The sequence below is a fragment of the Pedobacter sp. 01N416 genome (genome assembly GCF_056399685.1).
Genome location: NZ_JBFTRT010000071.1, coordinates 1 through 21420, shown reverse-complemented (window position 1 = coordinate 21420; position 21420 = coordinate 1). Strand labels below are relative to the sequence as shown.

At 37.1% G+C, this 21420-nt stretch carries 16 protein-coding genes and 1 pseudogene; 10 read left to right on the top strand and 7 right to left on the bottom strand.

What is annotated here, in order from left to right; translation table 11 throughout:
- Positions 1-302: pseudogene (locus AC1DND_RS06260) on the top strand (hypothetical protein); the annotation flags it as partial.
- A gap of 139 nt (positions 303-441) precedes the next feature.
- Here AC1DND_RS06260 and AC1DND_RS06255 read toward each other — a convergent pair.
- Positions 442-2220, bottom strand: a complete 1779-nt coding sequence (locus AC1DND_RS06255) for a M61 family metallopeptidase (protein WP_477579990.1) — start codon at positions 2218-2220, stop codon at positions 442-444.
- 426 nt (positions 2221-2646) lie between these two features.
- Between AC1DND_RS06255 and AC1DND_RS06250 the strand changes: the two genes are divergently transcribed.
- The 7 genes from AC1DND_RS06250 to htpG all read left to right on the top strand — a co-directional run bounded on the left by AC1DND_RS06250 (position 2647) and on the right by htpG (position 12443).
- A complete protein-coding gene (locus AC1DND_RS06250; RefSeq protein WP_477579988.1) occupies positions 2647-3747 on the top strand; it encodes an efflux RND transporter periplasmic adaptor subunit in 1101 nt (366 codons plus the stop codon).
- Complete coding sequence (locus tag AC1DND_RS06245; protein ID WP_477579986.1) at positions 3744-4139, top strand: efflux RND transporter permease subunit; 396 nt, start codon at positions 3744-3746, stop codon at positions 4137-4139. The genes AC1DND_RS06250 and AC1DND_RS06245 overlap by 4 nt, the downstream gene beginning before the upstream one ends.
- Positions 4139-7249: an efflux RND transporter permease subunit gene (locus AC1DND_RS06240; RefSeq protein ID WP_029277099.1), complete on the top strand. Its 3111-nt coding sequence runs from the start codon at positions 4139-4141 to the stop codon at positions 7247-7249. The genes AC1DND_RS06245 and AC1DND_RS06240 overlap by 1 nt, the downstream gene beginning before the upstream one ends.
- Position 7250: 1 nt before the next feature.
- Positions 7251-8561: a TolC family protein gene (locus tag AC1DND_RS06235; RefSeq protein WP_477579984.1), complete on the top strand. Its 1311-nt coding sequence runs from the start codon at positions 7251-7253 to the stop codon at positions 8559-8561.
- 17 nt (positions 8562-8578) lie between these two features.
- Positions 8579-9292, top strand: coding sequence for an N-acetylglucosamine kinase (locus AC1DND_RS06230; protein ID WP_477579983.1), 714 nt, complete (start codon positions 8579-8581; stop codon positions 9290-9292).
- Positions 9293-9407: 115 nt separating this feature from the next.
- Positions 9408-9800 (top strand): response regulator, encoded by a 393-nt coding sequence (locus AC1DND_RS06225; RefSeq protein ID WP_477579981.1) that lies wholly within the window; start codon positions 9408-9410, stop codon positions 9798-9800.
- A gap of 756 nt (positions 9801-10556) precedes the next feature.
- A complete protein-coding gene (htpG, locus tag AC1DND_RS06220) occupies positions 10557-12443 on the top strand; it encodes a molecular chaperone HtpG (RefSeq protein ID WP_477579979.1) in 1887 nt (628 codons plus the stop codon).
- A gap of 146 nt (positions 12444-12589) precedes the next feature.
- Here the strand turns inward: htpG and AC1DND_RS06215 are convergent, their stop codons facing one another.
- A complete protein-coding gene (locus AC1DND_RS06215) occupies positions 12590-13084 on the bottom strand; it encodes a type I restriction enzyme HsdR N-terminal domain-containing protein (RefSeq protein WP_057933126.1) in 495 nt (164 codons plus the stop codon).
- Positions 13085-13105: 21 nt separating this feature from the next.
- Positions 13106-13480 (bottom strand): hypothetical protein, encoded by a 375-nt coding sequence (locus AC1DND_RS06210; protein WP_477579977.1) that lies wholly within the window; start codon positions 13478-13480, stop codon positions 13106-13108.
- A 378-nt stretch (positions 13481-13858) separates the two neighbouring features.
- Here AC1DND_RS06210 and AC1DND_RS06205 point away from each other — a divergent pair, with 378 nt between their 5' ends.
- Positions 13859-14602: a LytR/AlgR family response regulator transcription factor gene (locus tag AC1DND_RS06205; protein ID WP_477579975.1), complete on the top strand. Its 744-nt coding sequence runs from the start codon at positions 13859-13861 to the stop codon at positions 14600-14602.
- Position 14603: 1 nt separating this feature from the next.
- Here AC1DND_RS06205 and AC1DND_RS06200 read toward each other — a convergent pair whose 3' ends face one another.
- A complete protein-coding gene (locus AC1DND_RS06200; RefSeq protein WP_230144489.1) occupies positions 14604-14747 on the bottom strand; it encodes a hypothetical protein in 144 nt (47 codons plus the stop codon).
- Positions 14748-15141: 394 nt separating this feature from the next.
- On the opposite strand from AC1DND_RS06200, the gene AC1DND_RS06195 reads away from it, so the two are divergent.
- Positions 15142-16005 carry a sensor histidine kinase gene (locus AC1DND_RS06195; RefSeq protein WP_477579973.1) on the top strand — a complete coding sequence of 288 codons (864 nt, stop codon included), beginning with the start codon at positions 15142-15144 and terminating at the stop codon, positions 16003-16005.
- Here the strand turns inward: AC1DND_RS06195 and AC1DND_RS06190 are convergent.
- From AC1DND_RS06190 to AC1DND_RS06180, 3 genes are all read right to left on the bottom strand, one after another.
- Positions 16002-18800 carry a lantibiotic dehydratase gene (locus AC1DND_RS06190; RefSeq protein ID WP_477579971.1) on the bottom strand — a complete coding sequence of 933 codons (2799 nt, stop codon included), beginning with the start codon at positions 18798-18800 and terminating at the stop codon, positions 16002-16004. The two genes, AC1DND_RS06195 and AC1DND_RS06190, sit on opposite strands and share 4 nt — an antisense overlap.
- 213 nt (positions 18801-19013) lie before the next feature.
- Entirely contained in the window at positions 19014-21014 is a 2001-nt protein-coding gene (locus AC1DND_RS06185; protein WP_477579969.1) for an OmpA family protein, read from the bottom strand.
- A gap of 8 nt (positions 21015-21022) precedes the next feature.
- The coding region (locus AC1DND_RS06180; protein ID WP_477579968.1) for a type IX secretion system membrane protein PorP/SprF at positions 21023-21420 on the bottom strand (398 nt) is incomplete at its 5' end.

Below are 21420 nucleotides of genomic sequence, written 5' to 3'. Positions count from 1 at the left end.
CTGCACTACAAGGTGAAGTTTTATTTGGTGGAAACTCTACAATTATCCAGGGATTTCTTCAATACAATTCATCTATCCCTGGCGCAAAAGGTTTAGACTGGTATTTAGGTGGTGGTCCGTCGATTCAATTGTATGATGGTGGTTCTAGTTTTTACCTGGTTCCGATGGTTGGTTTAGATTATAAATTCTCTGGCGCACCGTTGGCATTAGCTTTAGACTGGAGACCAAGACTTTACATTGGCGACAACGATAGCGATTTTAACGCTGGAAGATTCGGCTTAGGTTTTAGATATACTTTTTAAGCGGGGGCGTTTGGCGCTGAGCGCTGAAAGACTAAAGCAAAAGTATAAAGGCATAAAAAATCCCGTAGGAAACTAATCTTACGGGATTTTTTTATTTCCCGAGTGATGGACTCAAGACTAATGACTTAAGACTCTAGACTTAAATTCCTGTCCATTTTTTTAACACTGCTTTTTGGGCTGGTGTTGCATTTTCGTTTACAGCTGCCTTTAAGCGTACATTTGGATTTTCTTTCAAGCTTAAAGAAATTTCTTTTTCAAGTCCATCGCGGATTACCTTAACCGTTAGCTGATCGCCAATTTTTTTATCGGTAATGATGGGTAAAATATCTAGCGAAAATTTCGGTTCTTTTAATTTCACATTTTTCAGTACATCACTTAGTGATGAGCCATCAATCAGTACAATTACATCGTTAACATTTAAACCACTTACCCAAGCTGCTGAGTTTCTGGTAACCGAAGTTACTTCTAAACCTTTAGTAGCCAACTGAACTGCTGCACCACTAACCGGTTTACCAGGCGTTGCATTTTCTGTAGAAACATCAACACCTGCATATGCGAAATATTTTACATAGTCTACATCATCTACACCGTTTACATACTTGGTCCAAAAGTTAGTAAAGCTAGTTCCTGATATCTTTTCAACCATTGCTTTAAATTCTGCATCGGTATAACCACGTTTTAAGGTTTTGCACTGCAAATACATGGCTTTCATTACATCATCTAAACTTTTAGCACCCTTGGTGGCATTAATGATTTCGAGATCCATCAAAATACCGATCACTTCTCCTTTATTGTAGTAAGAGATGGAATTGTTTTTTGAATTCTCATTCGGACGGTAGCCAATAATCCATGCGTCATAACTAGATGAAGCAGCTGACTGATATTTAGCTCCAGGGGTATTTAATACTGTACCAACACCGCTAGCCAGATCTTTCAAAAATTCGTTTACATCAGTAAAACCTGCTCTATGCAAGTATTTATTTTCGTAATACGATGTAAATCCCTCAGCTACCCAAAGGTTAGTGGTGTAATTTTCGTTGTCATAATCAAAAGGACCTAATGCCACCGGACGTAAACGCTTAACATTCCAAAGGTGGTGATACTCGTGTGCAACCAGGCCTAAAAAGCCTTTATAACCTTCTGCAGTATTGTAAGCGTTTCTTGTAGCGCCTAAAGTGGTAGAGTTTAAGTGCTCTAAACCTCCACCACCTTTTAAGAAATTATGAACAATGAAGAGGTAATATTTATTAGGGTTTTCGCCATAAACTGCAGTTTCTTTTTCTACAATTTTAGCCATATCTACTTTAAGTTTCTCTTTATCGTAGTTACCACCGCCGTACATGGCTACTTCGTGACGAACACCAGAAGCTGTAAATTCGAAAATATCCTGATTACCCACTTCAATAGGGCTATCGTAAAGAATATCAAAATCGGTAGCTTTATAGGTGAATTGCGCTCCAGCAACAGGTGTTAAACCAGTAGAAACTTTACTCCAGGTATTAAAAGGAATAATTTTTACAGTGCTTGGCGATTTGATCATGCCATCAGGATGCATAAAAATCCCTGTTGGAGACAAGAAAGCGTGAGATTCGTCGATAAAAGGTGTACGCACCGAGATTTCGAATGCATAAACACGATAGTTGATCTGGATATTGGCAGCCTTGGCTGAGAAAATTCTCCAGGTGTTTTTCCTTACTTTTTCAACTTTTACGGCTTTACCTGCTGCAGTAGCCTTAAATTCTTCTACACTTTTTTCAAACTCGCGAACCAAATAAGAACCTGGTGTCCAAACAGGCATTTTTACATCTACATAATCTTTTGCCAAGCCAGAAATATTCATCTGAACTTCAGCATAGTGTGCCTGTGGTTCTTTAAAAGAAACCTCAAAGCCTATTTTTACCTGCGCCTTCGCTGCCATAATACACGTTAGTAGTAAAACTAAACTTAAAATTGATTTTTTGTTAAACATATTGATATTGACTGTGTTTTGTTGCAAATTTAGATTTATTGACGGGGTTTTGGAACAAAATAGCTAAATGTGGTGTAAAATAGTTGTTTCGGTTCAACTTGCGTTTGGCGTTTGGCGATTTGCGGAAAATACAGGGAGCTTAAGTACCCAAATGGCACCAAGCATGTTTTTGTTGATTTTTGAAGGGATAATAATTGACTATGACCTATTATTTACACCCAAACTGTAGACTTCAGACTGCAGACTTCGGACTAAAATCGGTAACATCCTTAATACAACAAATTTAGGACTAAACTATTTGAATATTTTTACGCTCTAATTCTAGAATATTAATCTTATTTTAATGTTCGGAATACGCACGACACAAAAAGAAACATGAAGAAAAGGTATATTATCTATGCTGTTTTAGCTATAGGCTTGGCTTATTTGGTCTATTACAGAATTAACGCAAATAAAAAACTCGAAGGGAAAGGCGGAGCATCTGCCGGAGCTGGAAAAGGCAAACTTGGTGGCAAAGGGGGCGCTTCTGCACCATTGATAGTTGACGGAATCATCGTAAAACCGGTATCGTTTGATAATGATCTGGAGGTAACTGGCGCTATTGATGCAAACGAATCTGTTGTATTAAAAAGTGAAGTATCAGGATTGGTTACCGGCATCTATTTTCAAGAAGGTACAACGGTATCGAAAGGAAGTGTACTGGTTAAAGTAAACGACAGAGATATACAGGCCCAATTGCAGGATGCACTAACCAAACAAAAACTTTCCGGAACAAACGAAAACCGGGCAAAACAACTTTTGGCTAAAGGTGCAATCAGTCAGGAAGAATATGATACAGCGCTAGCAGATTTAAAATCGTTGCAGGCGCAGGCACAATTAATCAGGGCACAACTGGCTAAAACGACTATCCGCGCACCTTTTACAGGCAGAGTGGGTTTACGTAGTATTTCTGCAGGAACATATTTAACACCAGCCACCGTAATTGCCAATTTGGTGAGCACCAACCCGGTTAAAATTACATTTTCTGTTCCTGAAAAATATGCTGGGCAGATTAAACTCAATTCGGAAATTACCTTTACCACTGATGGTTCTTCTAAAGAAAACAAAGGAAAGGTTTATGCCATTGAACCTGGAATTAACGCTGCAACCAGAACATTGCAGATCAGGGCTCTGGCTCCAAATGCCGATAATCTTTTATTACCTGGCTCATTCGCCAAAATTAAACTGGCTTTAAACACCCTTCAAAATGCTATTCTTATCCCTAACGAAGCAGTTATTCCTGTTTTAAAAGGTAAGATTGTTTATATCCAAAAGGATGGAAAAGCACAAGAGGTTAAAGTAGAAGCTGGTACACGTACCGATGAAAATATTGTAATTACTTCGGGATTAAAAGTTGGCGATACGGTTTTGACAACCGGATCGATGGCGTTAAAGAAAGATGCCCCGGTAAAAGTTCATTTGGTTAAACAATTATGAGTATCTCAACCACGGGTATCAAAAAAGTAGCCTTTATTGCCGTCGCGAATATGGTTTTTGGCCTGGTTGGCTGCAAGCAAACCCCTAAAGAGCGTGCCGCGATGCAGGTATATGTATCCTATGCTGAAGCAGATTCGGCTACAGTAATGAAGGTTTTAGATCCTTTGCAAAAAGAAATTTCAAAAATCAGCAATATCCATAAAATATCAACATCATCCCAAAAAGGTGCAGGCAATATTATCGTTGAATTTAACATGGATAAAAATATAGATAGTGCAGCTATTGAGGTACAAAACAGGCTAACTGTGGCTAACACCGGTTTACCAAAAGAAGCCAAAATATATTGTTTTAGAATGAACAACGAGCATAAAAAAAATAAATACAATCAATAATGAGTATTTCAACCACGAGTATAAAAAGGCCGGTTTTGGCCATTGTGATGAACTTATTGATTGTCCTTTTCGGGATAATCGGCTATACCTTTTTAGGTGTGCGCGAGTATCCGTCTATCGACCCCACGGTGGTTTCGGTAAGAACTTCCTATCCTGGTGCCAACTCAGATATTATCGAATCGCAAATTACCGAACCTTTAGAAAAATCGATCAATTCAATTGATGGCATCCGAAATATTTCTTCATCAAGCAACCAGGGAACAAGCAATATTACCATAGAGTTTAACCTCGATAAAAATATAGAAGAGGCCGCAAATGATGTGCGTGACAAAGTATCGCAGGCTGCCCGTACCTTACCAAAAGATATTGACGGTTTACCGGTAGTAAGTAAGGCCGATGCAAATTCTGACCCGATTTTATCAATGACCATCCAGAGCGATAAACGCAATACACTGGAGTTAAGTGAYTTCGCTGAAAACGTAATCGCTGATCGTATCCAAACCATTCCGGGTGTAAGTAGCGTACAGATCCAGGGGCAACGGAAATATGCCATGCGTATTTGGATGGACCCAAATAAACTAAGTGCTTACGGTTTAACTTCACAAGATATTGTTACCGCCTTAGATAATGAAAACGTAGAGCTTCCATCAGGAAAAATCACCGGAGCTACTACCGAGCTGACAGTTAAAACCTTAGGAAAACTGACCAACGAAAGCGAGTTTAACAACTTAATCCTGAAAACAGATAGCAACCAGGTAATCAAATTAAAAGATGTAGGTTATGCAGTTTTAGGGCCTGAAAACGAAGAAACCATTTTACGCGAATCGGGCAGACCGATGGTGGCCATCGCCATTATCCCTCAGCCAGGAGCCAATTACCTCGATATCAGTAAAGAGTTTTACAAGCGTTTTGATAAGCTAAAAGCCGATATCCCTCAAGACATTAAGCTAAAAGTTGCATTAGACAATACACTATTTATCAAGCGATCGGTAACCGAAGTTGCCGAGACGATTGGTTTATCATTGGTACTGGTAATCTTGATCATTTACCTTTTCTTTAGAGATTGGGCTATTGCCTTCAGACCATTGATTGATATTCCGGTATCGTTGATTTTCACTTTCTTTATCATGTACGCCTTCGGATTTTCAATCAACGTATTGAGTTTGCTGGCCATTGTGCTCGCTACGGGATTGGTGGTAGATGATGGTATTGTGGTTACCGAAAATATCTTTAAAAAGGTTGAAGAAGGGATGTCGCCTTTCGAGGCAGCCATTAAAGGATCAAATGAAATCTTTTTTGCCGTAATTTCTATTTCCATTACCCTTGCAGCCGTATTCTTACCGGTAATTTTCTTGCAGGGATTTGTTGGCCGCTTATTTAGAGAGTTCGGGGTGGTAATCGGTGCAGCAGTATTGGTTTCGGCCTTTGTATCGCTTACTTTAACACCAATGTTAAACGCCTACCTGATGAAAAAAGGTGGACATAAACCATCCAGGTTTTACAATTGGACCGAACCCTATTTTGTAAAATTAAATGATGCCTACGAATCGAACCTGAATAAATTTTTGGATAAAAGATGGCTATCCGTTCCGATCATTTTGGTTTGTATGGGCTTAATTTTCTTATTCTGGAAGATTTTGCCAAAAGAAACCGCTCCATATGATGATAGAAGTGCGATAAATATTAATGCGACTACTCCAGAGGGTGCATCTTTTACCTATACCGATCAGTTTATTATGAAATTGAACCAATTGGTTCTCGATTCTGTACCTGAAAAAAATGTGAACATAACCATTACCTCGCCAGGTTTCGGTGGTTCAGGCTCGGTAAACTCTGGTTTTGTAAGGATGGGTTTAACTGATCCTGAAGATCGTAAGCGTTCGCAAAAAGACATTGCCGATATGCTTACCCGCATTACAAAGAAATATACCGAGGGCAAAACCATTGTAAATCAACAACCAACCATCTCAGTTGGCCGCCGTGGCGGTTTACCGATCAGTTATATCATCCAGGCACAAAATTTCGAAAAATTAAGGGAGAAAATTCCTTTGTTTATGGATGCGGTATCGAAAGATCCAACATTCACCGTTTCGGATGTGAACCTGAAATTTAACAAGCCTGAAATTAATTTAACCATCGATAGGGATAAAGCCAAAAATTTAGGTGTTTCCATATCTGCTATTGCCCAAACCTTAAATTTAGGTTTAAGTGGCCAAAGGTTTTCGTATTTCTTCATGAATGGAAAACAATATCAGGTAATTGGCCAGTTCGATCGTGGAGACCGGAAAGATCCATTAGATTTGAGCTCGGTTTATGTACGTAATGATAAGGGCGAATTGGTTCAGCTCGACAATGTGGTTACTGCTAAAGAAGAAAGTAGTCCACCACAACTGTACAGGAACAACCGTTTTATCGCAGCAACTGTTTCGGCAGGGTTAGCACCTGGAAAAAGTATTGGTGAAGGTATTGATGCCATGGACGCCATTTCTAAAAAAGTATTGGATGAAACTTTCTCTACTGATTTAAGTGGAGAATCGCGGGATTTTAAAGAAAGTTCTTCAAACACCTTCTTTGCATTCGGTTTGGCACTGCTACTCGTTTATTTAATTCTTTCGGCGCAGTTTGAGAGCTTCAAAGATCCGATTATTATCATTTTAACCGTACCTATGGCGGTTGCGGGTGCATTTTTATCGCTATGGTTATGTGGCCAAAGCTGGAATATCTTTAGCCAGATCGGTACCATTATGCTTATTGGTCTGGTAACTAAAAATGGCATTTTAATTGTCGAATTTGCTAACCAGTTAAAAGAAAAAGGCATTCCAATCCCCGAAGCCATACGGGAGGCTGCTGTTTCGCGTTTGCGTCCAATTTTAATGACCAGTTTGGCGATTGCCATTGGTGCACTACCTATTGCATTGGCTTTAGGAGCTGCTGCAAAAAGTAGAATGAGTATGGGAACCGTAATTGTTGGTGGTACCTTATTCTCTTTGGTTTTAACCTTATTTGTAATCCCTGCTATTTACTCTTACTGGGCTAAACCATACAAACCGAATAAAGAATTGAAAGAAGCCCATCGTTTTGAACAAGAAGCTTTACATATAGAAGAATAAGATGAGCAAGAAATTAAAAATATTCACCCTACTGCTAAGCTTATCCCTTTCGGGCGTTGCACAAGAACAGCTGAGCCTGCAGGAAGCCATTACCATTGCTTTACAGAATAATTACGATATTAAAATCAATAAAAACCAGGTCGATATAGCAAAGAACAATGCCAATATTGGCAATGCTGGTATGTTGCCCAATTTAACCGGAAGTTATACCAATGGTGGAAGTATCCAGAACACCAGACAAACCCCTGCAACTGGTCCTGATCGGGTAATTACAGGAGCAAAAAGTACCAATAACAGTTATGGAGCCGATTTAAACTGGACCATTTTTGATGGTTTTAGTATGTTCGCCAATTACGATCGCTTAAAAGAACTGCAAAAACAAGGCGAATTAAACGCACGCCTAACCATTTTAACTACTATAGCCGATGTAATTACAGCCTATTATGATATTGTAAGACAGCAGCAATTGGTTATAGCAGCTGATAGTGCTATGGATGTTTCGGTATTACGCACCAATATTGCCAAAACAAAACTGCAGCTTGGCCGCKGTTCTAAACTGGATGTATTAACCGCACAGGTTGATTATAATACCGATACTTCAAATTACCTACAGACCAAAAATGCCTTACAGGTAGCTAAAGTTCGATTAAACCAACTGATGGTTAGAGATATAGGTACTTCGTTTTCTGTTGTTAATAACATTGATGTAGACAAAGGTATCCTCTTTAGCAAAATGGCCGAAATGGCCGAGCAGCAGAACCCGAATGTACAAAACGCCTTTATCAATCAGCGGATAGCTTCCCTGACCTTAAAATCAGTACGTGGGGCAAGATACCCATCTATCAGTTTAAACTCTGGATACAGCAGGGCGAACAGTACCAGCCCTACGGGCTTTAACCAAAAGTTTGCTGCAAACGGACTTACTTATGGTGTTACGGCAAGCCTTAACTTATTTAACGGCTTTTTACAGCGCCAGCAAGAACGCAATGCAAAGATCGAGATCGACAATTCTATCCTGAATTTAAACAAAACCAAACTTGATGTAAACGCGCAGTTGCTTACCGCTTATCAAAATTACAGCACTTACCTTGATCTGATTAAATTAGAGCAACGAAATGTAGATATTGCAAAAGAAAACCTAGATATTACTTTAGCAAAATACCGTTTAGGCAGCATAGCCCCTTTAGAGTTAAGAGAAGCACAACGAAATGCAATAGATGCACAGAACCGTTTCATCGAAATGCAATATCAGGCCAAAATTGCCGAAACAACACTGAAAGAAATCAGTGGAAATATAAACTTATCTAATTAATTTTTATATTTAGTCCCATGATACTTGTTGCAGATAGTGGCTCATCAAAAACCGATTGGATGGGCTATCACAATGGCGAAACCATTAAATTTAGCACTCCTGGAATAAACCCTTATTTCTTAAGTGAGCAAGAAATTACCAAGCTGATTTCTAAAAATGAACCTTTATTACAATGTGCTGATGAGGTGAAAGAAATCTACTTTTTTGGAGCGGGTTGTTCTTCACCAGACAAACATGAAGTAGTCTCAAATGGCCTATCAGCCGTTTTTGGTAATGCTTTTATTTCAGTAGATCACGATCTTCTGGGTTCGGTATATGCTACCTGCGGAAATGCCGAAGGCTTAAATTGTATTTTAGGCACCGGATCGAATATTTGTTATTTCGATGGAAAGAAAATCCACGATGGCCACCATGGCTTAGGTTATGTACTTGGCGATGAAGGTTCTGGTACTTTCTTTGGGAAAAAAGTGCTTTTAAGCTATATGTACAATAAAATGCCATTTTTAAGAACTGGTTTTCAGGAATTTGTAGATACGAATGTTAAAGATTATCCAAAACATAAAAACGTTCCATGCCATTTTGTAGGCTCCATAGCTTATTATTACCAGGAAACATTAATTTCGGTGTTATTAGAAAATGGCATTGAGCCTGGGAAAATACTACAGAAGCCCATTGAAGAGTTATTTAATTTTATCTTAAATAAAGAAGGCATCGTACACCAAGCGAGTTAAAATCGAAGTCTAATTTTTAGCTCCTATAAACTTATTGTTAAAATATCCTTAAGATTGTAAACATAACAACATAAACTTTTGTTATATTTTTAACGGCATACAAATGCTAACACATATGAAGAGAATACTGGTAGTAGACGATGATATTGAGGTTTTAGAAACCATACAATTAATACTGGAAATCGGAGGATTTAAAGTTTCGGCACTAAATGATGGTGAAGAAATTTTTAATAGAATCGAAAAATTTAGTCCTGATTTAATCTTACTTGATATTTCTCTCGGGCATATCGATGGGCGTGTGCTCTGCGAGCAGTTAAAATCAATTGAAAGTACCTCTAAAATTCCAATTTTATTGATTTCTGGTTTATACGATCCAAAAGATTTTACAACCTTAAACTACGGTCAGGACGATTTCTTATCAAAACCATTCCAAATGGATGTATTGCTTAAAAAGATCACTAAAATTCTTTCACTGGAAGAAGATAAACCAAGTTTTCTTTTCAATTAAGTTAATCTAACCTTACAATATTTAGCCAAGAGGATTTAAAAATCTTCTTGGCTTTTTTATTTTTATAAAAATCGATCTTAAAACAACATCATATTACCAAGTGAAGCATGGTTAAAATCTTTGCTTGGTAAAATATTAGCGGTAGTCTGTGAGGACACAGACCACGGAATTGGAATAAAGCTATAGAATAGGCGCTATGAGTGGAAACCCCTCCTACTGGCACAGCCCGATCTGATCTAAACCCGATGGCACGAATGCCCGATCCTTCAATCGGCAGCAGGTACAGCGGGACTAACATTGATTGAAATACTGGCTTTGCTTTCCAAATCATTATTTAAACTGTGCAATAAAAACAACTAGTACTGTCACGTTGAGCTTGTCGAAACGCTCTGCTAAGGCTATTTAATCTACTCCTTCGACAGGCTCAGGATGACAATCTATATCATGAGATAGCCACACAGAATCATACACGAATCATGGAATAGGCACTATGAGTGGAAACCCCTCCGACTGGCACAGCACAACCTGATCTAAACCTGATGGCACGAATGCTCCCGATTAAGTACTGCTTTTTATTATGCTATAGTGTGCTTGCTTGTTTCACAGGTTTTCATCGGGGCAGCAGGTACAGCGGGACTAACACCAATTGAAATATTGGCTTTGCAATGACGACTCGCGCGGCTGTCATTTTGGCAAACAAATTCTTTTGGAACAACCCTTGTTATGCAGGATATAGATTAAACAATTTATTTACATATGAGCATACAAGAAAAAGGAAATATCTCCATACACACCGAGAATATTTTCCCGATAATTAAGAAGTTTTTATACTCTGATAACGAAATTTTTCTTCGTGAGTTGGTTTCTAACGCAGTAGATGCAGTCCAGAAAATTAAAAGACTAGGTTCATTAGGTCAGTTTAATGGCGAAGTTGGTCAACCATTGGTACAAGTTGCGGTTGATAAAGAGGCAAAAACCATTACCATTAGCGATAATGGTTTGGGTATGACTGCCGAAGAGATTAAAAAATACATTAACCAGGTTGCATTTTCTGGCGCAAGTGAGTTTGTAGAGAAATTTAAAGATGCTAAAGATGCCAATGAAATCATCGGTAAATTCGGTTTAGGTTTCTACTCGGCCTTTATGGTTGCAGATTTAGTTGAGATTCAAACTTTATCATATCAGGATGGCGCTGAACCCGCACGTTGGGTTTGCGATGGCAGTACAGAATTTGAAATTACTGAAGGTACTAAAACTACACGTGGTACCGATATTATCCTCCATGTAAACAAAGATTCGGAAGAGTTTTTAGAAGAAAGTAAACTGCAGGAAATTCTTGATAAATACGCTAAATTTTTACCGGTTCCAATTAAGTTTGGTACTAAAACAGAATCGGTTGAAGATGGCGTAGATGAAGAAGGTAAAGCGAAGTATAACGATGTTGAGGTTGATAACATTATCAACACCACCAACCCAATCTGGACAAAAGCTCCTGCAGATTTGTCAGACGAGGATTATTTAAGCTTTTACCGCGAATTATATCCATTTAGTGAAGAACCATTATTCTGGATCCACTTAAATGTTGATTATCCTTTTAATTTAACAGGCGTACTGTATTTCCCTAAATTGAAAAACGATTTCGAAATGCAGCGCAACAAAATTAAATTATACTCTCGCCAGGTATTTATTACCGATGAGGTTAAAGATATTGTTCCTGAGTTTTTGATGTTATTGCACGGTGTAATCGACTCTCCGGACATTCCGTTAAATGTATCGCGTAGTTTCTTACAAGCCGACAGCAACGTTAAAAAGATCAACAACTACATTACTAAAAAGGTTGCTGATAAATTAGGAGAGTTATTTGCTAAAGACCGTAAAGCTTACGAAGATAAATGGAAAGATATTGGTCTTTTTGTAAAATACGGAATGATCAGTGAAGAGAAGTTTTATGATAAAGCCAAAGATTTTGCTTTAGTTGGAAACACTAAAAATGAGCTTTTCACACTTCCTGAGTATAAGGAGAAGGTAACCGCATTACAGACCGATAAAAACGGCACAGTGGTTTATTTATATACCAATGATGCTGCTAAACAAGATGCATTTATCCAATCGGCCAATAAAAAAGATTACGATGTTTTAGTATTGGATTCGCCAATCGACAATCACTTTATTAATCAATTGGAGCAAAAGCTAGAGAAAACATCAATCAAACGTGTTGACTCGAGTGTTGCAGATAAGTTAATTGAGAAAGATGAGCAGAACGAGCATGTTTTAACCGAAGATCAGGTAAAAGAAGTTACTGCTATTTTTGAAAAAGCCATTACCAAACCAGGTATGCATGTAGAAATTGTGGCTTTACACCCTGAAGAGTTACCAGTTACCATTACCATGGATGAATTTATGCGCAGAATGAAAGATATGGCTGCAATGGGTGGCGGAATGGGCTTTTATGGCCAGATGCCAGACAACTATAAGGTTGCCATTAATGGAAACCATAAATTGGTAAGTAAAATTTTAAAAGCTGAAGGAGAAGAGCAGCGCAACCTGGCTAAACAAGCGGTAGATTTAGCACTTTTAGCACAGGGTATGTTAACGGGTGCAGAATTAACAGCTTTTGTAAGCAGAAGTGTAGAATTAATTTAATCAGGAAATCCTGTTATAATTTAAAGGGCGAAATCGATTAGATTTCGCCCTTTTGTTTTTAAGCTAAGCTCAAAAAAAAAGTCCCGATTAGATCGGGACTTTTAGGTAAGAATTTTCGGGAACTCTTAGATTAAAATTAATATTGTTTAGCTTGCTATTGGTGCCTGCTTTTGATCTACATTGAAGTAATCTTTATGGTCTTCGATCATTTTGGCAATTGTGGCCGCTTTAGTATCGGTTATTTTAAATTCGAACAATGGCTCTTGATTTTTCTTTGATCTCACCATTTTCTCTGTATAAAAGCGGTATACCAAACCATTGGTTAATAAACCATATTTAGCTTTTGTTTTACGGAAATATTTAGATAAGCGTGAATCATGGATATCTAAATTTTCAGCATGGTGTTTACATTCCACCAAAATTGTTGGTTCGCCATCTTTCATAATGGTGTAATCAACTTTTTTACTTTTTTTAACCCCGAAGTCTAGAACAGCTTCAGATTGAACCTCAGAAGGATCAAATCCTAAAATTTGGATAAAAGGCATAACTAACGCATTCCTAGTTAAATCCTCAGATTGAACTTGTGGAAGCATTTTCTTAATTCTTACGGCAAACTGCCCGATTTCGTCTTTCAATTCCATGATGTTATCTATTATAGGTAGTTAGTTTTTTAAATTGTATTGGTTAAATACCGAGTTTGCAGTGATAATAATTTGATCCAAACTTTGTTTATCAAAAAAATTTCTGTTCAACATATCGATCATATAAGTCAATTTATTGATATCATTAGCGCGCATGGTAAACTGAAAATTTTTCATGCCATCTTTTATCGCCTGCTGAACGTAGTTACGTACAACCAGAAAAGATTTTCTGAATGCGTATTCGCCATCTAATTGGCCCTTAACAAGGTTTTGTCCATCAAGATTGCTATATTCATTTTGCATTCTCTGGTACATATCTGCGTTGATTCCTTGTTTTTTTAGAATCCCCTTGTAGTAGATTTTATTAAGTAAATACTCGTATTCGTTGTGTTTCATGTGGAGGCTTGGTAGATGTAGGGGAATGTTTCTTTTGCTTTCGGTATTTTTGTTTTTTGGTTTTTAATAAATCTTTAACCCAGTATTGTATGGCCTGTTTTTAATTTTATTATCTACAGGCTACACAAGATTGGGCAGGCAGATGTTTTTCACAATTAGTCGTTTTCACTCCTAATTATTTTGTTTTTGGCAAACAGTATAAAGATTATAAAAAGAAGGGGTCCGGATAATTTTTTTACATCAACCACCCAGAATATTACACGAAACCTATGTTTTTTTTAGACGAAACCTGGAATAAGTTTTTTGGTGCATTTGTTAATTCAATTCATTTTTATTTAACTTGCATTCAAATCAAATAAAATAAACATATTTATACTCATGAATCTAAAATGCGTTGTTATAGACGACGAGCAACATGCAATTGAAGTATTAACTGACCACATTGGAGAAATGCCTGGTTTAACAGTTTTTAAAACTTTTACCAGCCCTGTCCAAGCACTTACTGAGATCAGTATTGAGGACGAAATTGATTTATTGTTTATGGATATTGATATGCCAGGAATCAATGGATTGGAACTGGCTAAAAATATCAGAGAAAAAGCAAAATATTTGATTTTCACTACTGCTCATCCTGATTATGCCCTGCAGGCATTTGATGTACAATCAGATCAGTACTTATTAAAACCTATTTCCTTTGCTAAATTTGCATTAGGTATTGATAGGATTTTAAAAAAGGAAGCAAATAATACCAAAGTTACTACGAAAGAAGCTGATCAGGTAGCGGCACTTTATATTAAAGGCGACCATAAATATGCTTTTTCTAACATCGCCATTGATGAAATACTTTACATCAAAGCACTACAGAATTATATACAGATTATTACTAAATCTGAAACCCACACTACCTACCTTACACTTAAGGAAATTGAAAAGGCTTTAGAAAACCACGCATTTATCCGTGTTAATAAATCGAACATTGTTGCTAAAGCGGCAATTAAAAAAGTAGATGGAAATATAATCCGTTTGGTAAATAACGAGATGATCCAAATTGGCGAAGGTTATAAAGAAGCTTTCTTCACCTATGTACAGAGCAGTTTGTTAAAATCTAATCGAAATCAATAAACTAAAGGTCTACAATCCAGCTAGTCATTACTACTGTGTGGCTTTGGTCACCTGTAGTGTTAGTAGTAAAGTTGTTTTGACCTTTAACATTTTTATAAACAAAAACAGTTTTTTTTGCAAGTTTAGTAGTGTGTTGTGCTTTCATGATATTATATATTTAATAATTATTTATTGTTGTTATTAATTTCTGTAAAGATGCAGCGTAAAATTAACCACAACTACTTTTTTACACAAAACCCCAATTTTAGGAGATAAAAACCCTATTTCAATAGATTTAAAGCGAAAAAATGACTTTTTCAACCCTCAAAATATTATATAAAAAATATAAACTTCATTTGCTTATCTGGAGTATTTACATCATATATGAAGTATTTATTTTAGGTTACACTTCTAAACAATTTAGACCGGCCGGTATCTATCTGCTTATATATATCACTAATATATCTGCTTTCTATTCTCATTCATTTTTGTTAAAAAAAGTGTTAAATAACAAGAATGAAGCCTTCAGGTTCTTAAAAATTTCGTTACTAATATTATTCATGTTAACAGCTTATGTTATTGTAAGTTATGTACTTGTAATGTTATTTGGAAAAATTGGGATAATAGAAAGTGAAAATTGGGACTTTATTGGTCGTAGTTTTATATTATCAGGTATATACAGGGCATTATTATTTATAGGTTTTGCTACTGGCTATGTTTACATTATCAAATCATTTCAGGATCAGAAGAAAGTAGAAGCATTAGAACGCCAAAACCTGGTTACCCAGATAGAGAAACAGGCATTAGAGAACGACCTTGTGCAATCGCAGAATAATTATCTGCGGAGTCAGATCAATCCACACTTTCTATTTAATACTTTAAACTTTATTTATAACGACGCCCGCAAAAAGGCACCTATGGCGGCAGATGCAATTATGAATCTGGCCGAAATGATGCGTTATGCCCTAAAACGTCCTGAAGCATCAGAAATGGTTCCGCTAAGTGAAGAAATTGAGCAAATTGAACACCTGATCAATCTGCATAAACTTCGAACGGCTAACACAATTAATCTGGAACTTGAGGTAACGGGCGATATGTTCGGGTTAAGATTTCCACCGCTTATCTTATTAACTTTGGTAGAAAACATATTTAAGCATGGAAATGTTTCACACTCTACTCAACAGGCCCTTATTAAAATTGCTTACCAAAATGACAACCTTAATATCAGTACTATAAACATGATTAATGATAATAAGGGCAAACAGACAGAAAGCCATCATGTAGGGATTGACAATATTAGCAAGCGCCTGAGTAATTTTTATGGCAATGATTATGTATTCAGGTATTACAAAGACCCGCTTAACCGATATATTACTGAAATAAATGTAGCTGTTGTTAACCCCTTGGCCAAGTTAAACCGTTAAGCTTTCATTGCATTTTGACGCTGGATATCTTTTAGCAGAAAATAATACATAACCATTTCATGTGTCCGCTGATCTTTGCTGAAAAGTCTATTTACGTGCATATGCATTAAATCAGTTAATAGCTTTAGTGCATTTTCGGGAGCACATTGTTTAAGAATTTTGATGAACGAATCTGAAAACTTATCGAACTCCTGCTCTTGCGCTGTTGTTAACGCCCTCCATTCAGTTTTACGAAACTCCTGGTAGTGATTGTTTAATTGTTTAAAATCGGCAGCATCTAATCGATGTTCCTCATTAAAGGTATCAGACATTATTCTCACGATTTTATTGATGGCCAACTTATCTATAATGTTAGATCCAATAATCTTTGAAATCAAAAGGCTACACAATTTATATTTGTTGAAATCATCAGTCTGAGTTTCTAAAAGCGATAATACAAATTCACTATCTACAGCAAAATGCTGCTCAACATCTTCGATCATGTTGCTGCCATAACGCTCTAACTCTCGTTTATAGGTCTTAATCTGTACATCAGATACCAAACCTGAATTTAAAAACAATTCCAGATTATCCATAAGTTTTGATGTTAACAGCTGCCCATCCCTTAGATTGTTTAGCTGAATCCTAAACCTGATGTGGTTTCCATTTTCATTGTAACGGATAAAAAACCACGATTTGACCTGATCAGTATGAGTGAATATGAAAGGCGCAATTACATCTGTCAAAATCTGATCACCGCGTTGCTGGTGGCAATAAATTTCGAAATACAGCCATTCTTTACCTGGCAGGAAAAATCGCGTTACTTCAGCATTTGCTGATGTTTTAGCCAAACCCCGATAAATCTGTTCGCCATGGCCTATACTTAAAACAAACTGGGCTAAATAAGGTTTAGCTGCTTCATCAACCACGATACTGTTTTGAGGCAGTAACATTTCTTCTATGTAAGTACTCCCATGTTTTTGCAGGTATTGCAGAAAAGCATTTATATCATCGTCATTTTGTAGTGCAAAGCATAATGTTTGATCGGATATACCTGCTTTAAAATATTCGCTAACACCTAAATTACTCAAGTATGACCTACAGTTGGCGACAGATAGCCACTTTTGATCGGCACCTAAAAGGGCTTCTTTTTTAATCCTCCATTTATTACTGCTTAAAACTATATTTTGATATTGTAACCTTGGATAATAATCCAAATCAGGGRAAATAGTATCAAGTGGAAAGGAAAGATTTGTTTGTATGCCTTGATGTTGCAAATCGCACAGTAACCTAAATACAGAAAGATCTGAGCGGATGTAATTGTACGCAGAAGCCATTCTTGGTACGAGCCGTTTATTTAAACGCTTAGAGCGAAGGATGATCTCTGTGCCCCGAATTGAAATCTGTATATCATTTAAGGCAAGTGGCGATGCTGAGGTATCAAAATTTAAGATTGATAATTGATGCCCATAAATCAGTTTTCGCCTGTTTACATTATCTACATTCGCCTCAACCATATAGGCCACATCAAAAAATAAAACCTCGGGGTTTGCTTGTTGTTCGGCGCCCGCAATGTCTTTAGCATATTGTGTTACATCATCGGCTGCCATTGTAAATCTTCCACTTAATGCATTTGATGTTGCTCCACCTATCTGTTCGATAAAAATCAAATCGTCGTGAACAGACATTACCATGCTAAATGAATTAGGTAAGGCTGCTAATTGCTGATTCGGTATCAAGGTAAGTTTGTTCAGATAAACAGTTTTACCTTTTTCGAAGTTTTGTTCCGTCAGGAAGGTTTTTAATGCCGTTTTAATATTTTCTGCCTCCGCTTTTTTCGGCGGCTTAGTATTGAAGCGTGTGATAAACTCGCTATTTTGACCAGCTTGCTCCAGCTCATCGTAGCCTACACCCATTTCTGGATCTAGTGCCAGTAATAATGGTACTTCCTGATCTTCAAATTTCTTTTTAAACCTGATCTGAAACTGGCTAAGGGCATCACGATCTTTTGCGGGCATCACACCATGGAGTATATTGATCAAACCTGGAATAGCCTGAAGCAAACGTTCATTAATACCACCCGATAAAGCAGTGCGCTGCGCGATAAGATATTTTGGCAACTCAGCCGTAGCAGTGAGCCCTACACGTTCAAAATAATCATCCCCTATAATATTGGGATCGTAGTTGGTAAAAACAAGCTGTAAATCGTGCATATCCTGCAGCAAAGCAAACAGGTTTTCGGTTTCAGCATCATTTAAATTTAATTGTTTTGCCAGATCGTTAAGCCTAATCGGTGTTAAGCAAGCAGCCAATATTTGCTTTACAAAATCGTCTTGATCTAACTCGGCAAGTTCAAAAATACCATCGGTACAAGCTATATACCGGATACTGTTGGGCGTTAAATAATAGCTGCTATTACTAAATATGAGGCAGTTCTTTCGCAGCACTTCTGCCAATGGCAATTGAATATTATTCTTATAAGGCCAATCAACCAATTCGCGTACCTTTTGGGTTTTTTCAACTACTATTCTGCTTTCCGATGATTTAATGGCATCGCTTAACAAGCTAAAACCGGCAAAGGTACCATATGGGGTCGACCGGAATTTCGCACGGTTAAAATATTTCCATATGGTAAAATAAACTTTAGGTGGAAGATCTTTTAGTTCGTTTGCCTTTACTTCTTTTATAGTTTCGTAAAATGTTGCAGAAGATATTGCAATTGCTGCTTTTAATTCCTCCCAACAATCTACCAGTTCAGATTGATATGAAAATTTAGGTGTTCTAAAAATTACGGTTGGTTGAATATTAAGCTTCATTGAATTTAAATGTGGGCGAAAATTACAAAGATTAATTTAGAAAGTTATCAATTGACAGTTTGCAGTTTGCAGTTCCATACGCACAATCCGTTAATAGTGCATTAAAAATTCAGGGGCACATAGGTCTAGGTTACAAATCCCCAGCCAATTTAATATAAATTAAAAAGCCATCTTCTTTTTAGGAAGATGGCTTACCGGGATGTTAATTGTGTTTTATTTTTTGGTTACTTTAAATTCTGTTCTTCTGTTTTTTGCTCTTCCTTCGGGATTATCTTTTTTCTTGCGTTTAACTACGATTTCGTTTGGTGCAATCGGCATTGATTCTCCATAACCTTTAGAAGTCATTCTAGCAGCGGCAATTCCTTTACTTTCTAAATAGTCTGTACAAGATTTTGCTCTTCTGTTCGATAGATCTAAGTTATACTCATCGGTTCCAATATTATCCGTATGAGAACCCAACTCGATTTCCATTTCAGGATTATCTTCCATAATTGGGATCAGGAAGTCTAACACTTTTTTAGAAGGCTCCGTAAGTTCGGCGCTGTTAAATTCGTAATAAACATTATCCAAAGCCATTGGGATACCTAATTTGAAAGGGCTTAAACAGTAATCTTTATAAATCAAGGTATCTGCTTTAGCCAATTCTTCGTAAGGATAGTTTTTAGTAATTGCGAAATAATTATCTTTCGCAAAAAGCAACTTGATTGGTCTTTTTGAATCTACTTTAAATCTGTATACACCATCAGTGCCTGTTGTAATTTTCTGAGCACCTTCTGCATTGGTAAGCGTTACATTTGCCCCTGCTAATGGCAATTTAGTTTTACAGTCAGTTAAAATACCTGCAATTGAGAAGTATTCTTTTTTCACTTCAAATACCTCTAAACAGCATGATGACTCGCGATCAGAACTGATATATCCTTTTGTTCCTTTATCATCTGTTGCAGTGAAGTAAAGATCATCTTTTGATGAGTTAAACGGATAACCAGCATTTTTTGGTTTGGTCCAATCTACAAGATCACCTTCTGACTCAAAGAAATCGAGACCACCAAAACCTATTCTACCATCGGTACTAAACAATAACTTTTTGGTTAATGGGTTGTAGTATGGTGCACGGTCATCATCTTCTGTATTAATGGTTGAGCCAAAGTTTACGGCCTGACCTAAAGATCCGTCTTCGCGAACGGTGCAATACCAAAGATCGTACTTACCATAACCGCCGCTTCTATCAGATGAGAAAAGCAGGAATTTACCATCGCTGGTTACAAATGGTTGAGTTGAATTAAAATCTTTACTGTTTACCTGTAAGCCAACCGGTTGTGGGTCTGCCCATTTATCACCAGTTTTTTTAGAAGAATAAATGGCATATTTTTCTTTATCCTTCCAGGCTGTAAAGTATACTGTATTTCCATCAGGAGTAAAAGTAGCAGCAGCAACTTCCATGTTTTTAGGAATACTGATATCGATTTTTCTTACTGCAATATCAGCCGAAGTTAATTCGCCCTTAGCTGTATAAATATTATTAAGGAACGGATTGCTTTTAGTTGATACCTGAACTTCTCCAGCACCTGTTTTAACGATGTCTTTTTTACTACCTACAGCAACCGGGCGGGATGAAGTAAAATACAACTCATTGTTGATTTTAACAGGAGCATAATTAGAGCCTAAACCATTTACATTGCCAGGTACTTTTTTAACTTGCACCATGCGCGGAAAACGCATTTCTTCGATCGCAAACTTACACGATTCTATTTCCTTTTGGGCGTCTTTAGCTAAAGCATCACCAGGATTTTTTTGGATGAACTGTTGAAAAGCATCGATAGCCAGGTTAAATTTTTTATTTGCCCTTAAGCTTTCTGCATAATAAAATAGCGCCTTTCTAAAACGTGTATTGGTAAAGTTGATCGCTATGGCATAATATTTTTCAGCCTCGTTAAATTCCCTATACAGCCTACTAGATTCTGCAAGGTTATAAATCGATCCTTCATAATCGTCTATCACTTTGTCATCAGTTGCTGATTTCCTTTCCATACCGTACGGTAAAATGGCCTGGGTACTATCTCCAGTAATTTTTAAGGCTTTTTTATAAAAAGTAGATGCTGCGTAGTAATCCTTATTTTCGAAATAAGTATCTGCAACCTTTTTATAATTCACCACATACTGTGCGTTTGCAAAACCGCCAAATGCCACTAACAAAAAGAGTAATATTTTTTTCATTTGATTAATTATAAACGTGGACAAAAGAAGTTTGGACCAATAAGACCGTTACGGCCAATTAAGGATATCGAAAGCTCTAAACCACCGTTACTGTTAGAAGCACGGTTGAAAGTAGAGGTATTAATATCGTAACTTAAGCCGAAAACCATATTCTTTAACTGTAGGCCAACAAAGGCAATTGCAGCATCTTTATTGCGGTAGTTACCACCAAACAAAATGTTTGCTGATGGATTAACATTAAGCTGAGCATAAGCACCTAAAGATACCTCGTTTGTATTCCCCTGATACATAAACAATGCATTGGGTACAATATCCAATAACTCTGAAGCCTTGATCCGCGCACCGCCATGTGCAGTAAAACGAACAGGGATACGTGAATTTGAACCAGAGAAACGATCCATAGGAC